This window comes from Serratia nevei (assembly GCF_024160145.1).
GTDB classification, from domain to species: Bacteria; Pseudomonadota; Gammaproteobacteria; order Enterobacterales; family Enterobacteriaceae; genus Serratia; species Serratia nevei_A.
On record NZ_JAMYWQ010000046.1, the window covers coordinates 13,084 to 34,082 of the forward strand.

Annotated in this window: 18 protein-coding genes and 1 riboswitch; of the genes, 10 read left to right on the forward strand and 8 right to left on the reverse strand. The window is 59.7% G+C overall.

Going from position 1 to position 20,999, the window contains the following annotated elements:
- Positions 1–60 precede the first annotated feature (60 nt).
- Positions 61–957, forward strand: coding sequence for a methylenetetrahydrofolate reductase (metF, locus tag M6G53_RS22180; protein WP_253334536.1), 897 nt, complete (start codon positions 61–63; stop codon positions 955–957).
- 108 nt (positions 958–1,065) lie between these two features.
- On the opposite strand, the gene ppc is transcribed toward metF, so the two are convergent.
- Together ppc and argE are read right to left on the reverse strand one after the other, a co-directional pair.
- Positions 1,066–3,702 carry a phosphoenolpyruvate carboxylase gene (ppc, locus tag M6G53_RS22185; RefSeq protein WP_253334537.1) on the reverse strand — a complete coding sequence of 879 codons (2,637 nt, stop codon included), beginning with the start codon at positions 3,700–3,702 and terminating at the stop codon, positions 1,066–1,068.
- A gap of 257 nt (positions 3,703–3,959) precedes the next feature.
- The gene (gene argE / locus M6G53_RS22190; RefSeq protein WP_253334538.1) at positions 3,960–5,105 is read right to left on the reverse strand and encodes an acetylornithine deacetylase; all 1,146 of its coding nucleotides are present in this window, start codon (positions 5,103–5,105) and stop codon (positions 3,960–3,962) included.
- 216 nt (positions 5,106–5,321) lie between these two features.
- Here argE and argC point away from each other — a divergent pair, with 216 nt between their 5' ends.
- The 4 genes from argC to argH all read left to right on the forward strand — a co-directional run bounded on the left by argC (position 5,322) and on the right by argH (position 9,808).
- The gene (gene argC, locus M6G53_RS22195) at positions 5,322–6,326 is read left to right on the forward strand and encodes an N-acetyl-gamma-glutamyl-phosphate reductase (RefSeq protein ID WP_025304655.1); all 1,005 of its coding nucleotides are present in this window, start codon (positions 5,322–5,324) and stop codon (positions 6,324–6,326) included.
- Positions 6,327–6,346: 20 nt separating this feature from the next.
- Positions 6,347–7,120 (forward strand): acetylglutamate kinase, encoded by a 774-nt coding sequence (argB, locus tag M6G53_RS22200; protein WP_253334539.1) that lies wholly within the window; start codon positions 6,347–6,349, stop codon positions 7,118–7,120.
- 25 nt (positions 7,121–7,145) lie between these two features.
- Positions 7,146–8,366: an argininosuccinate synthase gene (locus M6G53_RS22205; protein WP_019452247.1), complete on the forward strand. Its 1,221-nt coding sequence runs from the start codon at positions 7,146–7,148 to the stop codon at positions 8,364–8,366.
- 68 nt (positions 8,367–8,434) lie between these two features.
- Positions 8,435–9,808: an argininosuccinate lyase gene (gene argH, locus M6G53_RS22210; protein ID WP_253334541.1), complete on the forward strand. Its 1,374-nt coding sequence runs from the start codon at positions 8,435–8,437 to the stop codon at positions 9,806–9,808.
- A gap of 36 nt (positions 9,809–9,844) precedes the next feature.
- Here the strand turns inward: argH and M6G53_RS22215 are convergent, their stop codons facing one another.
- From M6G53_RS22215 to M6G53_RS22230, 4 genes are all read right to left on the reverse strand, one after another.
- Positions 9,845–10,171: a type II toxin-antitoxin system HicB family antitoxin gene (locus M6G53_RS22215; RefSeq protein ID WP_019452249.1), complete on the reverse strand. Its 327-nt coding sequence runs from the start codon at positions 10,169–10,171 to the stop codon at positions 9,845–9,847.
- The gene (locus tag M6G53_RS22220; RefSeq protein WP_048232159.1) at positions 10,158–10,418 is read right to left on the reverse strand and encodes a toxin HicA; all 261 of its coding nucleotides are present in this window, start codon (positions 10,416–10,418) and stop codon (positions 10,158–10,160) included. Before M6G53_RS22220 ends, M6G53_RS22215 begins: the two co-directional genes overlap by 14 nt.
- A 161-nt stretch (positions 10,419–10,579) precedes the next feature.
- Entirely contained in the window at positions 10,580–12,028 is a 1,449-nt protein-coding gene (locus M6G53_RS22225; RefSeq protein ID WP_253334543.1) for a dihydrolipoyl dehydrogenase, read from the reverse strand.
- 72 nt (positions 12,029–12,100) lie between these two features.
- Positions 12,101–12,832 carry a glutathione peroxidase gene (locus tag M6G53_RS22230; protein ID WP_019452251.1) on the reverse strand — a complete coding sequence of 244 codons (732 nt, stop codon included), beginning with the start codon at positions 12,830–12,832 and terminating at the stop codon, positions 12,101–12,103.
- Between the two features lie 151 nt (positions 12,833–12,983).
- On the opposite strand from M6G53_RS22230, the gene oxyR reads away from it, so the two are divergent.
- Positions 12,984–13,901: a DNA-binding transcriptional regulator OxyR gene (gene oxyR, locus M6G53_RS22235; RefSeq protein WP_033636422.1), complete on the forward strand. Its 918-nt coding sequence runs from the start codon at positions 12,984–12,986 to the stop codon at positions 13,899–13,901.
- On the opposite strand, the gene sthA is transcribed toward oxyR, so the two are convergent.
- A complete protein-coding gene (sthA, locus tag M6G53_RS22240) occupies positions 13,884–15,281 on the reverse strand; it encodes a Si-specific NAD(P)(+) transhydrogenase (protein ID WP_253334545.1) in 1,398 nt (465 codons plus the stop codon). The genes oxyR and sthA overlap by 18 nt on opposite strands.
- A gap of 218 nt (positions 15,282–15,499) precedes the next feature.
- Here sthA and fabR point away from each other — a divergent pair, with 218 nt between their 5' ends.
- Complete coding sequence (gene fabR / locus M6G53_RS22245; protein WP_004931044.1) at positions 15,500–16,132, forward strand: HTH-type transcriptional repressor FabR; 633 nt, start codon at positions 15,500–15,502, stop codon at positions 16,130–16,132.
- A gap of 14 nt (positions 16,133–16,146) precedes the next feature.
- Positions 16,147–16,518, forward strand: a complete 372-nt coding sequence (locus tag M6G53_RS22250) for a YijD family membrane protein (RefSeq protein ID WP_253334549.1) — start codon at positions 16,147–16,149, stop codon at positions 16,516–16,518.
- A 34-nt stretch (positions 16,519–16,552) separates the two neighbouring features.
- On the opposite strand, the gene trmA is transcribed toward M6G53_RS22250, so the two are convergent.
- A complete protein-coding gene (gene trmA / locus M6G53_RS22255) occupies positions 16,553–17,656 on the reverse strand; it encodes a tRNA (uridine(54)-C5)-methyltransferase TrmA (protein ID WP_033636420.1) in 1,104 nt (367 codons plus the stop codon).
- Positions 17,657–17,771: 115 nt separating this feature from the next.
- Positions 17,772–17,991: riboswitch (cobalamin riboswitch) on the forward strand.
- Positions 17,992–18,060: 69 nt separating this feature from the next.
- Here trmA and btuB point away from each other — a divergent pair.
- Both btuB and murI read left to right on the forward strand, forming a co-directional pair.
- Complete coding sequence (gene btuB / locus M6G53_RS22260; protein WP_253334547.1) at positions 18,061–19,932, forward strand: TonB-dependent vitamin B12 receptor BtuB; 1,872 nt, start codon at positions 18,061–18,063, stop codon at positions 19,930–19,932.
- Positions 19,877–20,740: a glutamate racemase gene (murI, locus tag M6G53_RS22265; protein ID WP_060424947.1), complete on the forward strand. Its 864-nt coding sequence runs from the start codon at positions 19,877–19,879 to the stop codon at positions 20,738–20,740. The genes btuB and murI overlap by 56 nt, the downstream gene beginning before the upstream one ends.
- Positions 20,741–20,999 lie beyond the last annotated feature (259 nt).

The window sequence follows — 20,999 nt, forward strand, 5'->3', positions numbered from 1 at the left end:
AACGTATAGACGCTCATCAAGATGAAATAAAAACGGTGATCGATAAGAGGTGAGCAGGGTATGAGTTTTTTCCACGCAAACCAGCGGGAAGCGCTGAATCAGAGTCTGGCGGAGTTGAACGGCCAGATTAACGTATCATTCGAATTCTTCCCGCCGCGCACCAGCGAGATGGAAGAGACCCTGTGGCAGTCGATCGATCGTCTGAGCATCCTCAAACCCAAATTCGTTTCCGTCACCTACGGCGCCAACTCCGGCGAGCGCGATCGCACCCACAGCATCATCAAGGGGATCAAAGAGCGCACCGGCCTGGAGGCGGCGCCGCACCTGACCTGCATCGACGCCAGCCCGGCGCAGCTGCGCGACATCGCGGCCGACTACTGGAACAGCGGCATCCGCCATATCGTGGCGCTGCGCGGCGATCTGCCGCCGGGCAGCGGCAAGCCGGAAATGTACGCGACCGATCTGGTGGCGCTGCTGAAAGACGTGGGCGACTTCGACATTTCCGTCGCCGCCTACCCGGAAGTACACCCGGAGGCGAAGAGCGCCCAGGCTGATTTGATTAACCTGAAGCGCAAAATCGACGCCGGCGCCAGCCGCGCCATCACCCAGTTCTTCTTCGATGTCGAGAGCTACCTGCGTTTCCGCGATCGTTGCGTCGTCGCCGGTATCGATGTGGAAATCGTGCCGGGTATCCTGCCGGTGTCCAACTTCAAGCAGCTGCAGCGCTTCGCCACCATGACCAACGTGCGGGTGCCGAGCTGGATGACCAGCATGTTCGAAGGGTTGGACGACGATGCGGAGACCCGCAAGATGGTTGGTGCCAACATCGCCATGGACATGGTGAAGATCCTCAGCCGCGAAGGGGTGAAAGATTTCCACTTCTACACGCTGAACCGCGCCGAGATGAGCTACGCCATTTGCCACACGCTGGGCGTGCGCCCGGTGGCCGCCGCCTGACAGGCTTGTTCCATTGAGAAAGGGCGCCGCTTGACTCCGGCGCCCTTTTTTTGTGGGTGCGAATAATAAAAAAGCGGCCCCGATAAACGGGGCCGCAGATGAGACTCACTAGCCGGTGTTGCGCATCCCGGCGGCGACGCCGGCGATGGTGACCATCAGCGCCTGCTCGACGCGAGCGTCCGGTTGCTCCTGCTGACGCGAACGGTGCAGCAGCTCGGCCTGCAAGACGTTCAGCGGGTCGGTATAGACGTTGCGCAGCGCGATGGATTCGGCAATCCACGGCAGGTCTTCCATCAGGTGCGCATCGTTGGCGATGGTCAGCACCACCTTGATATCGCTTTCCAGCTGGTCGCGCAGCTGTTGGCCCAGCGGCCACAGTGCTTTATCCACCAGGCGCTGATCGTAGTATTCCGCCAGCCACAGGTCGGCCTTGGCGAACACCATTTCCAGCATGGCGATACGGGTGGAGAAGAACGGCCAGTCGCGGCACATCGCCTCCAGCTCCGCCTGCTTGCCGGCTTTCACCGCTTCCTGCAATCCGGCACCGGCGCCGAGCCAGGCCGGCAGCATCAGGCGGTTCTGCGTCCAGGCGAAGATCCACGGAATGGCGCGCAGGCTCTCCACGCCGCCGTTCGGCTTGCGTTTGGCCGGGCGTGAGCCCAGCGGCAGCTTGCCCAGCTCCAGCTCCGGCGTGGCCGCGCGGAAGTAGGGCACGAAGTCCGGGTTTTCACGTACGTAACCGCGATACATCCGGCAGGAGGTCTCGGACAGATCGTCCATCAGCGCCCGCCACTCTTTCTTCGGTTCCGGCGGCGGCAACAGGTTGGCCTCGAGGATCGCGCCGGCATACAGCGCCAGGCTGCTGATGGTGACTTCCGGCAGGCCGAACTTGAAGCGGATCATCTCGCCCTGTTCGGTGACGCGCAGGCCGCCCTTCAGGCTGCCCGGCGGCTGCGACAGCAGCGCCGCATGCGCCGGTGCGCCGCCGCGGCCGATGGAGCCGCCGCGGCCGTGGAACAGCGTCAGCGCCACGCCGGCCTTTTCACAGGTTTTGATCAGCGCATCCTGCGCACGGTACTGCGCCCAGGAAGCCGCCATCACGCCGGCGTCTTTCGCCGAGTCGGAGTAGCCGATCATCACCATCTGTTTGCCCTGAATAAAGCCGCGATACCAGTCGATGTTCAGCAACTGGGTCATCACGTCGTCGGCGTTGTTCAGGTCGTCGAGGGTTTCGAACAGCGGGGCGACCGGCAGCGCGAACGGGCAGCCGGCCTCTTTTAGCAGCAGATGCACTGCCAGCACGTCGGAAGGCGTGCGCGCCATCGAAATCACGTAGGCGGCGATCGAGCCCTGCGGCGCTTCGGCGATCACCCGGCAGGTTTCCAGCACTTCCTGGGTGTCGGCGCTCGGCTCCCATTTCAACGGCACCAGCGGGCGTTTGGAGTTCAGTTCGCGGATCAGGAACGCCTGTTTGTCGGCTTCCGACCAGCTTTCATAGTCGCCCAGCCCCAGATAACGGGTCAGCTCGGCGATGGCTTCGGTATGGCGGGTGCTCTCCTGGCGCACGTCGATGCGCACCAGCGGCACGCCGAAGCAGCGCACCCGGCGCAGGGTATCCAGCAGTTGGCCGTTGGCGATGATGCTCATACCGCAGGCCTGCAACGACTGGTAACAGGCGTACAGCGGCTCCCACAGCTGCTCGTTGTTCACCAGCAGGTCGTGCGGCTTCAGCACGCGCTCGCCCTTCAGGCGGCCTTCCAGATAGGCCTGGGAACTCATCAGCTGGCTGCGCAGCTGCTTCATGATTTCGCGGTACGGTTCCTGCACCTCGTTGCCGCCGGCGCGGGCGCGCAGCTCAGGCGTACATTCGGTCATCGACAGTTCGGAAACCAGCACCTGGATATCGCGGGTGAACAGGTCGCAGGCTTTCCAGCGGCTGAGCAGCAGCACATGGCGGGTGATTTCGGCGGTGACGTTCGGGTTGCCGTCGCGATCGCCGCCCATCCAGGAGGTGAAGCGCACCGGCACCGCTTCCGCCGGCAGGCTGTAACTGATGGAGTTTTCCAACTGCTCGTTGAACTCGCGCAGGAACGCCGGCACGCCTTCCCACAGGCTGTTTTCCACCACCGCGAAGCCCCATTTGGCTTCGTCGATCGGGGAGGGGCGATGTTTGCGAATTTCATCGGTGTGCCACGACTGGGCCACCAGCTGGCGCAGGCGGCGCATGATCTTGTTGCGTTCGTAGTCGGCCAGATCGTTGTGATCGAGCTGGCTGAGGCAGGTGTTGACCTCCACCAGCTTGTGGATCAGGGTGCGGCGGGTGATCTCCGTCGGGTGCGCCGTCAGTACCAGCTCGATGGAGAGTTGCGACACCGCCTGCTGCAGCTCTTTGTCGCTGAGCTTTTTGTCCTTGAGGCGGCTGAACAGTTGCGCCAGCGCTTCCGGGTTGCTGGCGGCCTCGCCGTTGGGTGAAATGCTGTGGTACTGCTCGGCGACGTTGGTCAGGTTGAGGAACTGGCTGAAGGCGCGCGCCACCGGCAGCAGCTCGTCGTTGGACAAGTTCTGCAGGGTGGAGAGCAGCTCCTGGCGATGCGCTTCGTTGCCGGCGCGTGAAGATTTGGAAAGCTTACGGATGGTCTCAACGCGATCGAGAATATGCTCGCCCAGCGCTTCTTTGATGGTATCGCCGAGCAATTTGCCGAGCATACTGACATTACTGCGCATTGCCGAATATTGTTCGTTCATATAACCCCTGACCCAGTTCTGTATGATTTTTATCTTGTAAATAAATTTCACGCGTCAGGCGCAGACCGCCTGCCTGATCACATCGCGTTCCTGTCCAATCGTCAATTGACACTATTTTTAGCAAAAAAACATCAAAATCGGCGCATTTTCTGAAATTTAATTACGCCGTGTCGGTTATCAGCGTGGCTTATTTCGCCGTTTGCTACTTATTTCGAGTTAGGGGAAGCATAAAGCATTTCCCCTGTTAAATGTCGGGTTTATTGCCGGCAAAAGTGACTGACCAACTGGCCCAACAGTTTGCGCGTCGGTTCGATAAACGCGGTGTCGATGTATTCGTCCGGCTGGTGGGCCTGATCGATGGAGCCGGGGCCGAGCACCAACGTCGGGCAGACCTGCTGCACGAACGGCGCTTCGGTGCAGTAGTTGACCACCTGCGTGCGGGTGCCCAGCAGTTCCTCGATCACCGCCACCATGCGGTGGTCGGTCGGGCATTCGTAACCCGGCACCGACGCGTGCAGCTCTTCGATAGTCAGGCGGCCCGGCCAGCGTTGGCTCACCGGCTCCAATGCCTGATGCATCAGCTCGTTGATGTTGTCGAGCGTCATGCCGGGCAGCGGGCGGATATCCAGGTGCAGCTCGCAGCAGGCGCAGATGCGGTTGGCCGCGTCGCCGCCGCTGATATGGCCGAAGTTCATGGTGGGATAAGGCACGGCGAACGCCGGGTTGTTGTAGCGTTCCTGCAGGGTTTTGCGCAGCTCCATCAGGCGGCCGATGGATTCGTGCATCAGATCGATGGCGTTGACGCCGCGCGCCGGATCGCTGGAATGGCCGGACTGACCGACGATGCGAATGGCGTTGGCCATGTGGCCCTTGTGCGCGCGCACCGGCTGCAGCGAGGTCGGTTCGCCGATGATGGCGAAATCCGGACGAATGGCGGTGGAGGCGGCGAAATAACGTGCGCCGGCCATCGTCGTTTCTTCATCTGCGGTAGCCAGAATGTACAGCGGCTTGGTCAGTTTGCTCGCGTCGATGTCGCGTACCGCATCCAGAATAAAGGCGAAGAAGCCTTTCATGTCGGCGGTGCCCAGGCCGTAGAGCTTGTTGTTGTGCTCGGTCAGGGTGAAGGGATCGCGCGTCCAGCGGCCTTCGTCGTAAGGCACCGTATCGGTATGGCCGGCCAGCAGCAGGCCGCCGCTGCCTTCGCCGATGCTGGCCAGCAGGTTGAATTTGTGGCGCGATTCCGGCACCGGCTGTACGTCGACGCGAAAGCCCAGATCGGCAAACCATCCGGCCAGCAAGTTGATTAACGCCTCATTGCTCTGATCGAGGCCGGCATCGGTGGCGCTGATCGACTTCGTTGCGATCAACGCCCGGTACAGCTCAATAAATGGAGGTAATTTCATCTTCACTGTTGACAGCCTTTGGTTAGGATAGTATCAATATTCATGCATTTATTTTGAATAAAAATACAGTAAGCCGAAGCGTAAGGGAACCCGATACCCGGATGTTTATAAAAGCATCAACGCCAGGCTCCGTGGGTGAACGGCGCAACAACGCTGGCTAGCCCTGTTACCTGGGTCGCAAGCGACCGCACGTCAGTTGAGAAGGTGAAAGGCCACATGTTGAATACGCTGATCGTTGGTGCCAGCGGTTACGCCGGAGCGGAGCTCACGGCTTACCTGAATCGCCACCCACACATGAACATAACCGCTTTAGCGGTTTCAGCGCAAAGTGCAGATGCAGGAAAGTTGCTTTCCGATCTCCATCCCCAGTTGAAAGGCATCGTCGATCTGCCGCTGCAGCCGTTGACCGACGTTGCCAAGGCGGCGCAGGGCATCGACGTGGTGTTTCTCGCCACCGCCCATGAAGTCAGCCACGATATCGCCCCGGCCTTCCTGGCGGCGGGCTGCGTGGTGTTCGATCTGTCGGGCGCCTTCCGCGTGCAGGACGCCGGTTTTTATAGCCAGTACTACGGTTTTGAACATCAGCATGGCGCCCTGCTGGAGCAGGCGGTATACGGCCTGGCGGAATGGCAGAGCGACAAGATTAAACAGGCGCAGCTGATTGCCGTGCCGGGGTGTTACCCGACGGCGGCGCAGCTGGCGCTGAAGCCGTTGATCGAGAAGCAATTGCTGAACCTCGACCAGTGGCCGGTGATCAACGCCACCAGCGGTGTCAGCGGCGCCGGGCGCAAGGCCAGCATGACCACCAGCTTCTGCGAAGTGAGCCTGCAGCCGTACGGTATTTTCACTCATCGGCACCAGCCGGAGATCGCCGCGCACCTGGGCGTGCCGGTCATCTTTACGCCGCACCTGGGCAATTTCCCGCGCGGCATCCTTGAAACCATCACCTGCCGCCTGAAGGCCGGCGTAACCGCGCAGGACGTGGCCGCCGCCTATCACGCCGCCTATGACGACAAACCGCTGGTGCGGCTGTACGACCAGGGCGTGCCGGCGCTGAAAGCGGTGGTGGGGCTACCGTTCTGCGACATCGGTTTTGCGGTGCAGGGCGAGCACCTGATCGCCGTGGCGGTGGAAGATAACCTGCTGAAAGGCGCGGCGGCGCAGGCGGTGCAATGCCTGAATATCCGTTTCGGCTTCCCGGAAACCCAGTCACTCCTTTAAACCAGCGTGAGTAAACAGCAATGAACCCGTTAATTATCAAGTTAGGTGGCGTGTTATTAGACAGTGAAGAAGCGCTGGAGCGTCTGTTTACCGCGCTGGACAGCTACCGGCAGCAGCATCAGCGCCCGCTGGTGATCGTGCACGGCGGCGGCTGCGTGGTGGACGAACTGATGAAGCAGCTCTCTTTGCCGGTGGTGAAAAAGAATGGCCTGCGGGTCACGCCGGCCGATCAGATCGACATCATCACCGGCGCGCTGGCCGGCACCGCCAACAAAACGCTGCTGGCGTGGGCGATTAAACACCAAATCAACGCCGTCGGCCTCTGCCTGGCGGATGGCGGCAGCGCGGTCGTGACCCCGCTCGATCCGGCATTGGGGCACGTCGGCAACGCGCAGCCCGGTTCGCCCGCGCTGCTCAATACCCTGCTGAGCGCCGGCTACCTGCCGGTGGTCAGCTCCATCGGCATCACCGCCGAAGGGCAGTTAATGAACGTGAACGCCGATCAGGCGGCGACGGCGCTGGCGGCGACGCTGGGGGCGGATCTGATCTTGCTGTCGGACGTCAGCGGCATCCTCGACGGCAAGGGGCAACGCATTGCGGAAATGACGGCGCAAAAAGCGGAACAACTGATCGCGCAAGGCATCATCACCGATGGTATGGTGGTGAAGGTGAATGCGGCGCTTGACGCCGCCCGCACCCTCGGCCGCCCGGTGGATATCGCCAGCTGGCGCCATGCCGATCAGCTTCCTGCTTTGTTTAACGGCGTGTCGATTGGCACCCGGATCCTCGCTTAATTTTAGAATTAGAAAGGAATAGATCATGCAAAACCAAGGCATCAAAAAAATCGTTCTGGCGTACTCCGGCGGCCTGGATACCTCGGCCATCATTCCATGGCTGAAAGAGAACTACGGCGGCTGTGAAGTGGTGGCGTTCGTGGCGGACATCGGCCAGGAGCGCAGCGATCTGGAAGGCGTGGAGCAAAAAGCCCTGCAGTCCGGTGCCTCTGAATGTCACGTGGTCGATCTGCGTGAAGAATTTATCCGCGATTACGTTTATCCGGTGCTGCAGACCGGCGCCCTGTACGAAGGCAGCTACCTGCTGGGCACCTCGATGGCGCGGCCGATCATCGCCAAGGCGCAGGTCGAGCTGGCGTTGAAAGTAGGCGCCGACGCGCTGTGCCACGGTGCGACCGGCAAAGGCAACGACCAGGTGCGTTTCGAGACCACCTACACCGCGCTGGCACCGCAGCTGAAAGTGGTGGCGCCGTGGCGTGAGTGGAATCTGCGTTCCCGTGAAGCGCTGCTGGATTACCTGAAAGAGCGCAATATCCCGACTACCGCGTCGCTGGAGAAGATCTACAGCCGCGATGAAAACGCCTGGCACATCTCCACCGAAGGCGGCGTGCTGGAAAGCCCGTGGAATGCGCCGAACAAAGATTGCTGGGTGTGGACCGTCGATCCGCAGGAAGCGCCGGATCAGCCTGAGCAGGTGACCGTGACCGTTGAGAAAGGCCGCGTTGTGGCGGTTAACGGTAAAGCGCTGTCGCCGTACCAGTGCCTGGAAACCCTGAACGCGCTGGGCGCCAAGCACGGCGTCGGCCGTATCGACATCGTGGAAAACCGCCTGGTGGGCATCAAATCCCGCGGCTGCTATGAAACTCCGGGGGGCACCATCATGGTGGCGGCGCTGCGTGCCGTCGAACAGCTGGTGCTGGATCGCGACAGCTTCAAATGGCGCGAGCAGCTGGGCCTGGAGATGTCCTATGTGGTGTACGACGGCCGCTGGTTTGCGCCGCTGCGCCGCTCGCTGCAGGCCTCTGCCGAAGCGCTGGCGGAAGAGGTGAACGGCGAAGTGGTGCTGCAGCTGTACAAAGGCCAGGTGACGGCGACCCAGAAGAAATCCGCCAACAGCCTGTACTCCGAAGAGTTCGCCACCTTCGGCGAAGACGAAGTTTACGATCACAGCCACGCGGGCGGCTTTATCCGCCTGTTCTCTCTGTCTTCACGCATCCGCGCGTTGAACGAGAAAAAGAATAAATAATCGATTGGCGTGACTCTGCAAGGGCGCAGCATGCTGCGCCCTTTCGCATAAAAATTCAGGAGTAAGATATGGCACTTTGGGGCGGACGGTTCACTCAGGCGGCGGATCAGCGGTTCAAGCAACTCAACGATTCGCTGCGGTTCGATTATCGCTTGGCGGAGCAGGATATCGTGGGCTCGGTGGCCTGGTCGAAGGCGCTGGTGACCGTTAACGTGTTGACCGCAACGGAGCAACAGCAGCTGGAGCAGGCGCTGAAGGCGCTGCTGACGGAAGTCCAGGCCGATCCTTTGGCGATCGTCCAAAGCGATGCCGAAGACATCCACAGTTGGGTGGAGCAGAAGCTGATCGAGAAGGTCGGCGATTTGGGCAAGAAGCTGCACACCGGCCGCAGCCGCAACGATCAGGTCGCGACCGATCTGAAGCTGTGGTGCAAACAGCAGATCGGCGATCTGCATCAGGCGATCGTCCAGCTGCAGCAGGCGCTGGTGGAGACCGCCGAAGCCAACCAGGATGCGGTGATGCCGGGGTATACCCACCTGCAGCGCGCGCAGCCGGTGACTTTCGCGCACTGGTGCCTGGCCTATGTCGAGATGCTGGCACGCGATGAGAGCCGTCTGCAGGATACCCTGAAACGGCTGGACGTCAGCCCGCTGGGCAGCGGTGCACTGGCCGGTACCGCTTATCCTATCGATCGCGAGCAGCTGGCCGGTTGGCTGGGCTTCGCCTCGGCGACCCGCAACAGCCTGGACAGCGTATCCGATCGCGATCACGTGCTGGAGCTGCTGTCCAACGCCGCCATCAGCATGGTGCACCTGTCGCGCTTCGCCGAAGATCTGATCTTCTTCAACAGCGGCGAAGCGGCGTTTGTCGAGCTGTCCGACCGCGTGACCTCCGGCTCTTCGCTGATGCCGCAGAAGAAAAACCCGGACGCACTGGAGCTGATCCGCGGTAAATGCGGCCGCGTGCAGGGCGCGCTGACCGGCATGATGATGACGCTGAAAGGCCTGCCGCTGGCGTACAACAAAGACATGCAGGAAGACAAAGAAGGGCTGTTCGACGCGCTCGACACCTGGATGGACTGCCTGCAAATGGCGGCGCTGGTGCTGGACGGCATTCAGGTGAAACGCCCGCGCTGCCAGGAAGCGGCGGAGCAGGGCTATGCCAACGCCACAGAGCTGGCGGATTACCTGGTCGCCAAGGGCGTGCCGTTCCGCGAAGCGCACCATATCGTCGGCGAGGCGGTGGTAGAAGCGATTCGCCAGGGTAAACCGCTGGAAGCGCTGCCGCTGGCAGACTTGCAGCAGTTCAGCGCGACGATCGGCGACGACGTTTACCCGATGCTGGCGTTGCAATCCTGCCTGGACAAGCGTGCGGCCAAAGGCGGCGTCGCACCGCAGCAGGTGGCCGCGGCAATCGCCGCAGCGAAACAGCGTTTGGCCTGACGACGACAAGGGCGGCCCGGCGCCGCCCTTGAGCCTTTACCCCGCCAGGCGTGCACACAGATAGCGGTTCAGGCTCACGCCTTCCTCCATCGCGCCGATCGCCAGCCGGCGATGCTGTTCCGGCGTCATGCGCAGCACCAGTTTTCCGCTGAAGTTCTTTTCCGCCAGCGCCTGCGGCGGCGTTTCGCCTTGCGCCAGCATATCGGCGATTGTTTCGCTCACGACTTTTTCGATACCCTCCAGTGCGCCGGTACGCGTGGCCGCCAGCCAGGACAACGAGGGGAATTCGGCGCACAGCCCGACATATTCACGATCTTCCGCTGACCAGGTGATGCGATAGGTATAGTGTTCATGCTTTTCCATGTTCTTCCTCCATTCTGGCCAGTGCGGCGATGACCTGCTTAACCTGATATGCCTTGGCTGCGCCGTTGTTGCCGCGTTGGATATTGATGCGCGGATCGCCTGACCAGGGCATGCGATAAACGTGATGGCTGCTACCGTTTATGCGCGGCGGCCCAAACCATCGCACGCAGATTTTCGCTAACTCGGCGAATTTGATGCTGTTCTGCCGCTGTTGCAAATCAGCGATGTCATCCCTGATCTCGTTCATGCTGCCTCCATTTTAGTATCATTATTGGTATCGTTTCAATGTTGAAGTATAAAAAATGAGCGCAGAAGGGCCGTGAGGCAAGAGGAGGGAGGAAAATGTGGAAAGTGCTGCGCAAAAAACCGGGCCTGAAGGCCCGGTGGGGATGAACGGAGAATGAGGGGCTATTCGCCCGGGCAGCGCTGGCAGCGCTCGATTTCGGCCGTGCCGAGTTTGAGCTTCGCCTGCAGATCGCGCAGCGCGGTGCGCAAGCCTTCTTCGATCACCGGATGATAGAACGGCATGTCCAGCATCTGATCGACGGTCATCTGCTGCTGGTGCGCCCAGGCCAACAGGTGCGCGATGTGCTCGGCGTCCGGGCCGATCATTTCCGCGCCGAGGAAACGGCCGCTGCCTTGCTCGCCATAGACGTGCAAAATGCCTTTGTTGCGCAGCATCACCCGCGAGCGGCCCTGATTCTCAAACGAAACCTTGCCCACTTCAAAGCAGCCGCAGGCGCTGAATTTTTCGCTCAGTTCGCGGAAGGTTGAGCCGACCATGGCGATTTGCGGATCGGAGAACACCACCGAAATCGCGCTGCGGCGCAGGCCCGGGTTGATCTCCGGGAAGCTGCCGGCGTTGGCGCCGGCGATGCGTGCCTGATCGCTGGCCTCATGCAGCAGCGGCAGTTGGTTGCTGGCGTCGCCGGCGATGAAAATATGCGGTACGCTGGTTTGCATCGTCAGGCGATCGGCCAGCGGTACGCCTCGGGCGTCGAGCTGCAGGCCGGTGTTGTCGAGGCCCAACCGATCGACGTTGGGGCGGCGGCCGGTGGCGGCCAGCACGTAGTCCACCAGGATCTCCTGCGGTTGGCCCTGCAGATCCCGATAGCGGATAAACACCTTGTCGCCTTCGCGCTGCATCATCTCTACCTTCACGTCGGCGTCGAGATAGAACTCTTCCCCCAGCGCTTTGGCGGCGTAGTCGCGCACGGCGCTGTCGGTGAGCGGCCCGACCGCGCCGCCGATACCGAAGACCTTGGTGTCGACGCCGAGGCGGTGCAGCGCTTGCCCCAGCTCGAGCCCGATGACGCCGGGGCCGAATACCGCTACGGACTGCGGCAAATCATCCCAGTTGAACAGGTCGTCGTTGACGATCAGACGATCGCCCAGTGCGTTCCACGGCGCCGGCCAGCTGGGGCGGGAGCCGGTGGCGATCACGATGCGCTGCGCCACGATGCGCGTATGCTCATCGACCTGCAGCGTGTTGTCGTCGATAAAGCGGACATAGCCCTGAATTTTGTCGCCGGCCGGGATCTCGTCCACGCCTTCCAGCACGAAGCCGACGAAGCGGTCGCGTTCGCGCTTGACGCGCGCCATCACTTCGCGTCCGTCGATGCGGGTTTTACCGGTTGGATGCACGCCAAAGCCCGGCGCGCGTTCGATTTGATGCACCGCTTCGGCAGCGGCGATCAGCAACTTGGATGGCATACAGCCAACGCGCGCACAGGTGGTGCCGTAAGGCCCGCCTTCGATCATCACCACGCTGGGGGTAGACAGTTTGGCCGCGCGATAGGCGCCGAGCCCTGCGGTGCCGCCGCCGATGACCGCGACATCAACGTTCAACAGTTTCATATCCGCTCCTGAAAGGTAAAAAAAGGGCGGGCCGTAGCCCGCCAAAGTTCACGTTGGCTTTGTTATTACTTATTAAGCTGACAGGAACGTTTCCAGATCGTCGCTGCCACCGATGTGACGGCCGCCGATGAACACTTGCGGCACCGTGGCGCGGCCGCTGACGGCGCGCAGGCTGACGGTGGTGGCGTCTTTGCCCAGCACGATCTCTTCATACTGAATGCCGCGCTCTTGCAGCATCTGTTTGGCCTTGGCGCAGAATGGGCAGCCCGGTTTGGTGAACAGGGAGACCGATTCCTGCACTTTGAATTCCGGTGCCAGGTATTTCAACATGGTGTCGGCATCGGACACTTCAAACGGGTCGCCCGGCTTGTTCGGCTCGACGAACATTTTCTCGACCACGCCGTCGCGCACCAGCATCGAATAGCGCCATGAACGCGGGCCAAAACCCAGATCCGCTTTCTCGACCAGCATGTTCATGCCTTTGGTGAATTCACCGTTGCCGTCCGGCACGAAGGTGATGTTTTCCGCATGTTGATCGGCTTTCCAGGCGTTCATCACGAAGGTGTCGTTCACCGAGACGCACAGAATACCGTCGACGCCGTGCTGTTTGAATACGCTGGACAGCTCGTTGTAGCGCGGCAGATGGCTCGAAGAGCAGGTCGGCGTGAACGCGCCCGGCAGCGAGAACACGATGACCGTTTTGTTTTTGAACAGGTCATCAGTGGTTACATCAATCCATTGGTCGCCCTGACGGGTGTGGAAAGTAACCTGAGGAACTTTCTTGCCTTCTTGACTGGTAAACATTGATTAACCCCTTAATTAGGAAAAGTAATTTTTAGCATTTAGCGCGATATCGCTTCGTTGGGACACATTATTGTCGCTGGGACTTGATAGATCTAATCGCTGATTGCTATCTTATCTATCGCCATGAGCTATCATGGAATGGAGGGAAACAATGAATATTCGTGATTTAGAGTATCTGGTCGCCTTGGCCGAGCACCGGCACTTCCGCCGTGCGGCCGATTCATGCCATGTGAGCCAGCCCACGCTAAGCGGGCAGATCCGCAAGCTGGAAGACGAGTTGGGCGTCATGCTGCTCGAGCGCACCAGCCGCAAGGTGCTGTTCACCCAGGCGGGTCTGTTGCTGGTGGAGCAGGCGCGTACCGTGCTGCGCGAAGTGAAAGTATTGAAGGAGATGGCCAGCCAGCAGGGCGAAGCCATGTCCGGGCCGCTGCACATCGGCCTGATCCCGACCGTGGGGCCTTATCTGCTGCCGCAGATCATCCCGACGCTGCACAAAACTTTCCCGAAACTGGAAATGTACCTGCACGAAGCGCAAACCCAGCAACTGCTGGCGCAACTCGACAGCGGCAAATTGGACTGCGCCATTCTGGCATTGGTGAAGGAAACCGAGGCGTTTATCGAAGTGCCTCTGTTCGATGAACCGATGAAGCTGGCGGTGTATTCCGATCACCCGTGGGCGCAGCGCGAGCGCGTGGCGATGCCGGATTTGGCGGGAGAGAAGCTGCTGATGCTGGAAGATGGCCACTGCCTGCGCGATCAGGCGATGGGCTTCTGCTTCCAGGCGGGCGCGGACGAGGATACCCACTTCCGCGCCACCAGTCTGGAAACGCTGCGCAATATGGTCGCGGCCGGCAGCGGCATTACCCTGCTGCCGTCACTGGCAGTGCCGCCGCAGCGCGAACGCGACGGCGTCTGCTATCTGGATTGCTACAAGCCGGAACCGAAGCGCACCATTGCGTTGGTGTATCGCCCCGGCTCCCCACTGCGCAGCCGTTATGAGCAGTTGGCCGAAGCGATCCGCGAGCACATGCAGGGTTACATCGACAACGCGTTAAAACAGGCGGTTTAAGCCGTTAAGCGCCGCCACTCGGTAGGCTTCGGCCATGGTCGGATAGTTGAAGGTCGTATTAACGAAATACTCGATAGTATTGCCTTCACCTTTCTGTTCCATGATCGCCTGGCCGATGTGGATGATCTCCGCCGCACGCTCGCCGAAGCAGTGGATCCCGAGGATCTGCAGGGTGTCGCGATGGAACAGGATCTTCAGGCTGCCGACGTTCATCCCGGCGATCTGCGCGCGCGCCAGATGCTTGAACTGAGCGCGGCCCACTTCATACGGCACCTTCATCGCCGTCAGTTCCTGCTCGGTTTTGCCGACGGAGCTGATTTCCGGAATGGTGTAGATGCCGGTCGGGATATCTTCGATTAAGTGCCCGCTGGCTTCGCCGGAAGCGATCGCCTGCGCGGCGATGCGGCCCTGATCGTAGGCGGCGGAAGCCAGGCTCGGATAGCCGATCACGTCACCGACCGCATAGATGTGCGACAGCGCGGTTTGGTACATGCTGTTCACCTTCAGCAGCCCGCGGCTGTCCGACTCCAGGCCGACGTTTTCCAACCCCAGCGAATCGGTGTTGCCGGTACGGCCGTTGGCGTACAGCAGGCAGTCCGCTTTCACCTTCTTGCCGGACTTCAGGTGCACAATGACGCCGTCTTCGGTGCCTTCAATCTTCTCGAACTCTTCATTGTGGCGGATCACCACGCCGTTGTTCCAGAAGTGGTAAGAGAGCGAATCCGACATTTCCTGATCGAGGAACGCCAGCAGGCGATCGCGGGTGTTGATCAGATCGACCTTGACGTTCAGACCGCGGAAGATAGACGCATATTCGCAGCCGATCACCCCGGCGCCGTAAATAATCACGTGGCGCGGTTCATGGCTCAGCTCGAGAATGGAGTCGCTGTCGTAGATGCGCGGGTGATTGAAATCGACGTTGGCCGGATGGTAAGGGCGTGAGCCGCAGGCGATCACGATGTGATCGGCGCGGATGGTGTCCTGGGTACCGTCCATGTAGCTGACGCTGACGGTGTTGGCGTCGATGAAGCGTGCGTCGCCGGCGAACAGTTTGCACTGGTTCCGCTCATAGAACCCCTGGCGCATGCGGGTCTGCTGGCTGATAACGTTATCGGCGTGGCGTAAAATGTCAGGGAAGGTCGCGCTGAGCGTGCGCGAGTTGTTGTAAAGCGGGTTCTGGTTGAATTCGATAATGCGGCTGACGGCGTGGCGGAGGGCTTTGGAAGGGATGGTGCCCCAATGGGTACATCCGCCGCCTACGTTGTTGTACCGTTCGATAACGGCCACGCGGGCGCCCTGTTTCACCAGCCCCATGGCGGCACCTTCACCACCAGGGCCCGAGCCAATCACAATGGCATCAAATTGATAGTGCTGTTGCATGTAGGAGAGACCTGTTTTTTTATACAAGATTACAACGGTATCTTAACATCATAGCGCTGCTCACCCAATCACCATTAGGCTTTTTGAGTCAAAGCACAATCGGCTCAGGGTGGAAGTGTGATAGCGCGCGTTAGTATAAATGCTGTTGCAATAAAATTTGCTATATTGCCGAGTCTAGGGCGTTAGACTGAGAAAATGGAACCTATCCGGATATGCATATGGGCGTCAGAGCACAACAAAAAGAACGGACTCGTCGTTCCCTGATCGAAGCCGCATTCAGCCAGCTGAGCGCCGAACGCAGCTTCGCCAGCCTGAGCCTGCGGGAAGTTTCACGCGAGGCGGGTATCGCGCCCACGTCGTTTTATCGCCATTTCCGCGATGTGGACGAGCTGGGGCTGACGATGGTGGACGAAAGCGGCCTGATGCTGCGTCAGTTGATGCGCCAGGCGCGCCAACGCATCGCCAAGGGCGGCAGCGTGATCCGCACCTCGGTATCCACCTTTATGGAATTTATCGGCAACAACCCGAACGCCTTCCGCCTGCTGCTGCGCGAGCGTTCCGGCACGTCGGCGGCATTCCGTGCGGCGGTGGCGCGCGAGATCCAGCACTTCATCGCTGAACTGGCGGACTACCTTGAATTGGAAAATCACATGCCGCGCAGCTTTACCGAAGCGCAGGCGGAGGCGATGGTCACCATCGTGTTCAGCGCTGGCGCGGAAGCGCTGGATATCGACGTCGAGCAGCGGCAGCAACTGGAAGAACGGCTGGTGCTGCAGCTGCGGATGATCTCCAAAGGGGCGTATTACTGGTATCGTCGCGAACAAGAAAAAGCTTCTGTGTCCCACGTATAAAAAAGGTAAAAATGATGGAAAAACCAGGCCGTGAAAATGGCACCTTACTGCTGGCGTTGATTGCCGGCCTTTCGATCAACGGTTCCTTTGCCGCGTTGTTCAGCTCGGTGGTGCCGTTTTCGATCTTCCCGCTGATCGCGTTGGTGCTGGCGGTGTATTGCCTGCACCAGCGTTACCTGAACCGCGCCATGCCGGACGGCATGCCGAAGCTGGCGGCGGCATGCTTCCTGCTGGGGCTGCTGCTGTACAGCGCCATCGTGCGCGCCGAATACCCGCAGATCGGTTCCAACTTCCTGCCGTCGGTAATCTGCGTGGCGCTGGTGTTGTGGATCGGGGTCAAACTGAAGGCGCGCAAGGCGCTGGATGCGCCGACTCAAGAGCCGTAATGAAACGGGGCGCCATGATGGCGCCCCTGTCGTATCAGCGGTGCTTTTCCAGCAACACGCCGCATTCCATGTGATGGGTGTACGGGAACTGATCGAACAGCGCCAGGCGGCTGACCCGGTGCGTGGCCTGCAGCGTTTCCAGGTTGGCGCACAGCGTTTCCGGATTGCATGAGATATACAGAATGCGCGGATAGGCCTGCACCATCTTCACCGTTTCCTCGTCCAGCCCGCTGCGCGGCGGATCGACGAAGATCGTCTCGCAGTTGTAGCCGCTCAGATCGATACCTTTCAACCGGTTGAATTCGCGCACCCCGTTCATCGCCTGGGTGAAATCTTCCGCCGCCATGCGGATGATCTGCACATTGTCGATATGGTTGGCAGCGATGTTGTACTGCGCCGCCGCCACCGACGGCTTGGCGATCTCGGTCGCCAGCACGCGCTCGAAATTGCGCGCCAGCGCCAGTGAGAAGTTGCCGTTGCCGCAATACAGCTCCAGCAAATCGCCTTTGGAACCGGCGGTCACCGCCAGCGCCCATTCCAGCATCTGCACGTTCATCGCCGCGTTGGGTTGAGTGAAGCTGTTTTCCACCTGACGGTAGATCATGTCGCGGCCGGCGACCGGCAGCACTTCGTCAACATAATCTTGGTCGAGCATGATTTTGGTCTTCGACGCCCGGCCGATCAGCTGCAGGTCGAAACCCTGAGCGCGCAGATCGTCGCGCAGCTGCTCGGCGCGCCGTTGCCAAACGTCATCCAGCTTGCGGTGGTACAGCAGCGAGGCGATGATTTTACCGCTTTGCGTCGACAGATAATCGATCTGGAACAGCTTGTGACGCAGGATCGGCTCCGGCTTCAGCGCGGCGATCAGGGCGCTCATCAGGCGGTTGATCAGTTCGCTGGCGGCCGGGAACCGATCGACGCGAATACGCTGCTTGGTCTGCTGATCGAACATGATGTGGTACATGTCGTCCGCGTCGTGCCAGATGCGGAATTCGGCGCGCATGCGGTAGTGGTCGACTGGCGAGCGGAACACCTCCGGCTCGGGCGCCGCGAACGGTGACATCAACGTCTTCAGACGGGCGACTTTCTCCGCCAGTTGGTCATCGTAACGTTCAATAGGCAAATTCTCGGGCGTCATGTGTTTCTTCTCGTCAGGCAAATTTGATCAGCGGGGATTGTAGGGAATCAGCCCGTGAAGTCCAGTTTTGTCGTGTTTATTATTTGTAACATTAATAGCAGTCTAGACATCTATTTTCATTGATCGTAGCATTGCCGTCCGGCCTCAAGCAGCGAGTGAAAAGGGAATCCGGTGTGAATCCGGAGCTGACGCGCAGCGGTAAGGGGAAGTCACGGCGATAGCGTTTTGACGCAGACACTGTCCATTGCAGGATGGGAAGTCATCGCCCGTTGCCGGTCGCACCCCACGGCCCGCAAATCCCAAGCCCGAAGACCTGCCGGTGTTACGTCGCAATGTCCGTGGCCGTCGCGAACTACCGGCCATGATCCTGCGGCATCCGCCAATTAAGTTTGGATGCTTTTCTCATGACAATTACAAAAAACGCGCTGCTGGCGGTGGTCTCCTCCGTCACGGCTTTTTCTGGATGGGCGCAAGACAACACGACAGCCACGAATGGCGATAACCTGGTGGTGACCGCCAACCGCTTCCCGCAGCCGGTTTCTTCCGTGCTGGCGCCGACTTCCATCGTCACCCGTAACGATATCGATCGCTGGCAGGCCAAGAGCCTGACCGACGTGATGCGCCGTTTGCCGGGCGTGGACATCGGCCAAAACGGCGGACTGGGGCAAAAAAGCTCGCTGTTTATTCGCGGCACCAACTCCAGCCATGTCTTGGTATTGATCGACGGCATTCGTCTGAATCAGGCCGGCGTCAGCGGCTCTTCCGATCTCAGCCAAATCCCGATTTCGCTGGTGCAGAAAGTCGAATACATCCGCGGCCCGCGTTCGGCGGTGTACGGTTCCGACGCCATCGGCGGCGTGGTCAACATCATCACCACGCGTGAAAAGAATGGTACTACGCTCTCTGCAGGCGTGGGCTCCAACGGCTATCAGTCCTATGACGCGTCGACCCAACAGCAGCTGGGCGACAGCACCGTGGCGACGGTGGCAGGCAATTACACTTATACCAAAGGGTATGATGTGGTGGCCTATGGCAGCACCGGTATGCAAAGCCAGCAGGACCGCGATGGTTTTATGAGTAAGTCTCTGTATGGCACGCTTGAGCACCAGTTCAGCGAATCGGTCAGCGGCTTTGTACGCGGATATGGCTATGACAACCGCACGGCGTACGATGGTTACTATTCCTCCCCGACCAGCCCTCTGTTAGATACTCGCAAACTGTACAGCCAAACCTGGGATACCGGATTGCGTTATAAAGAAGGGATTTACGCAACACAATTAATCGGCAGCTACAGCCATAGCAAGGATTACGATTACGATCCTCGTCGCGGTATGTATGACAGCTCGGCCAGCTTGGTGGATTCCGAACAGTACAATCTGCAGTGGGGCAATACGCTGCAGGTTGGAGAGGGTACCGTAAGCTCTGGCGTTGACTGGCAGCAACAGAAAATCAAGCCGGACTCCACCACCGTGAAGGGTGAAAAAAGCCAACGTGATGCAGGCATCTACCTGACTGCGCAGCAACTGATTGGCCCGGTAACGTTGGAAGGCGCGGTTCGAGGTGACGATCATTCCGAGTTTGGCTGGCACGGCACTTGGCAAACCAGCGCGGCCTGGGAATTCGTCGAGGGATACCGTTTTATCGCTTCGTATGGCACGGCGTTCAAAGCACCGAATATGAGCCAGCTATACGGCAATTTCGGCAACAATACCGATCTGAAACCGGAAGAAAGCAAGCAGTGGGAAGGCGGCTTTGAAGGACTGACCGGCCCGGTGACCTGGCGTATCTCCGGTTATCGCAACGACATCGACAATTTGATCGATTCCACGGGAGAAACCAACTACGTCTATTACAACGTGGGTAAGGCGACCATCAAAGGGATTGAAGCCACTGCCTCGTTTGATACCGGCCCGCTGACGCACCAGATTGGCTATGACTATGTCGATCCTCGCAACGCCAAGACCAATGAAGTGCTGCTGCGGCGCGCGAAACAACAGGTGAAGTATGAGCTGGATTGGCAGCTGTATGACTTTGACTGGGCGGTGACTTATCAATACCTGGGTCAACGTTATGACAAGGACTACAGTACCTATCCGGAGCAAAGCGTGAAACTTGGCGGCGTGAGCCTGTGGGATCTCGCAGTTTCGTATCCGGTCACATCTCATCTGACAGTTCGTGGTAGAATTGCCAACCTGTTTGATAAAGATTATGAGACGGCCTATGGCTACGCTACTCCAGGAAGAGAATACTACCTCACTGGAAGCTATACCTTCTAACAGCACCGCCACACCTCGCCCGACGGTGCTGGTTTTCGATTCCGGCGTCGGCGGGCTGTCGGTATATCAAGAGATTCGGCAGTTGCTGCCGGATCTCCACTATATATACGCTTTCGACAACGTGGCGTTCCCCTACGGTGAGAAGTCCGAAGAGTTTATCGTTGAGCGTGTGGTGGAGATTGTCGGCGCAGTGCAGCAGCGGCATCCTCTGGCGATCGTCGTCATTGCCTGTAACACTGCCAGCACCGTCTCTTTGCCGGCTCTGCGCGAGCGCTTCAGTTTCCCGGTCGTGGGCGTGGTGCCCGCCATCAAGCCTGCCGCCCGTCTTACCGTCAATGGCATTGTCGGCCTGTTGGCGACTCGCGGCACCGTACAGCGCAGCTACACCCACGAACTGATTTCCCGTTTCGCTACCGACTGCAAGATTGAGCTGCTGGGCTCTTCAGAGCTGGTGGAGCTGGCGGAGGCCAAGCTGCACGGCGAAGCCGTGCCGCTGCCGGTGCTGAAAAAGATCCTGCATCCGTGGCTGAGCATGCGCGAGCCGCCGGATACCGTCGTGCTGGGCTGCACCCATTTCCCTCTATTAGCTGAAGAGCTGATGCAGGTGTTGCCGGAAGGCACCCGGCTGGTGGATTCCGGTGCGGCGATTGCCCGTCGTACCGCCTGGCTCATCTCGACGCAGGAAAATCTGGTCTCGAGCCAGGAAGAGAATCTGGCGTATTGCATGGCGTTAAATGAGGATACTGACGCTTTATTGCCCGTTTTGCAGGGCTACGGCTTTAAATCGTTGAAAAAACTGCCGCTTTAACGGTGTTTTGGTTAAACATTCAACGGTCGGAAAAAATATTGAAAATAGGGGTTGCGGCCCGCCGAGAACTCCCTATAATGCGCCTCCACTGACCGGGAACAACGACTGACAAGCCGCCGGGTCAGCGAGAGGAAAGCGAAATAAACGCTTGACTCTCAGGGCGAAAAGCGTAATATACGCAGCCCGCGCCGATGAGTTTCTCGGCACTGCTCTTTAACAATTTATCAGACAATCTGTGTGGGCACTCCACAAGACGATA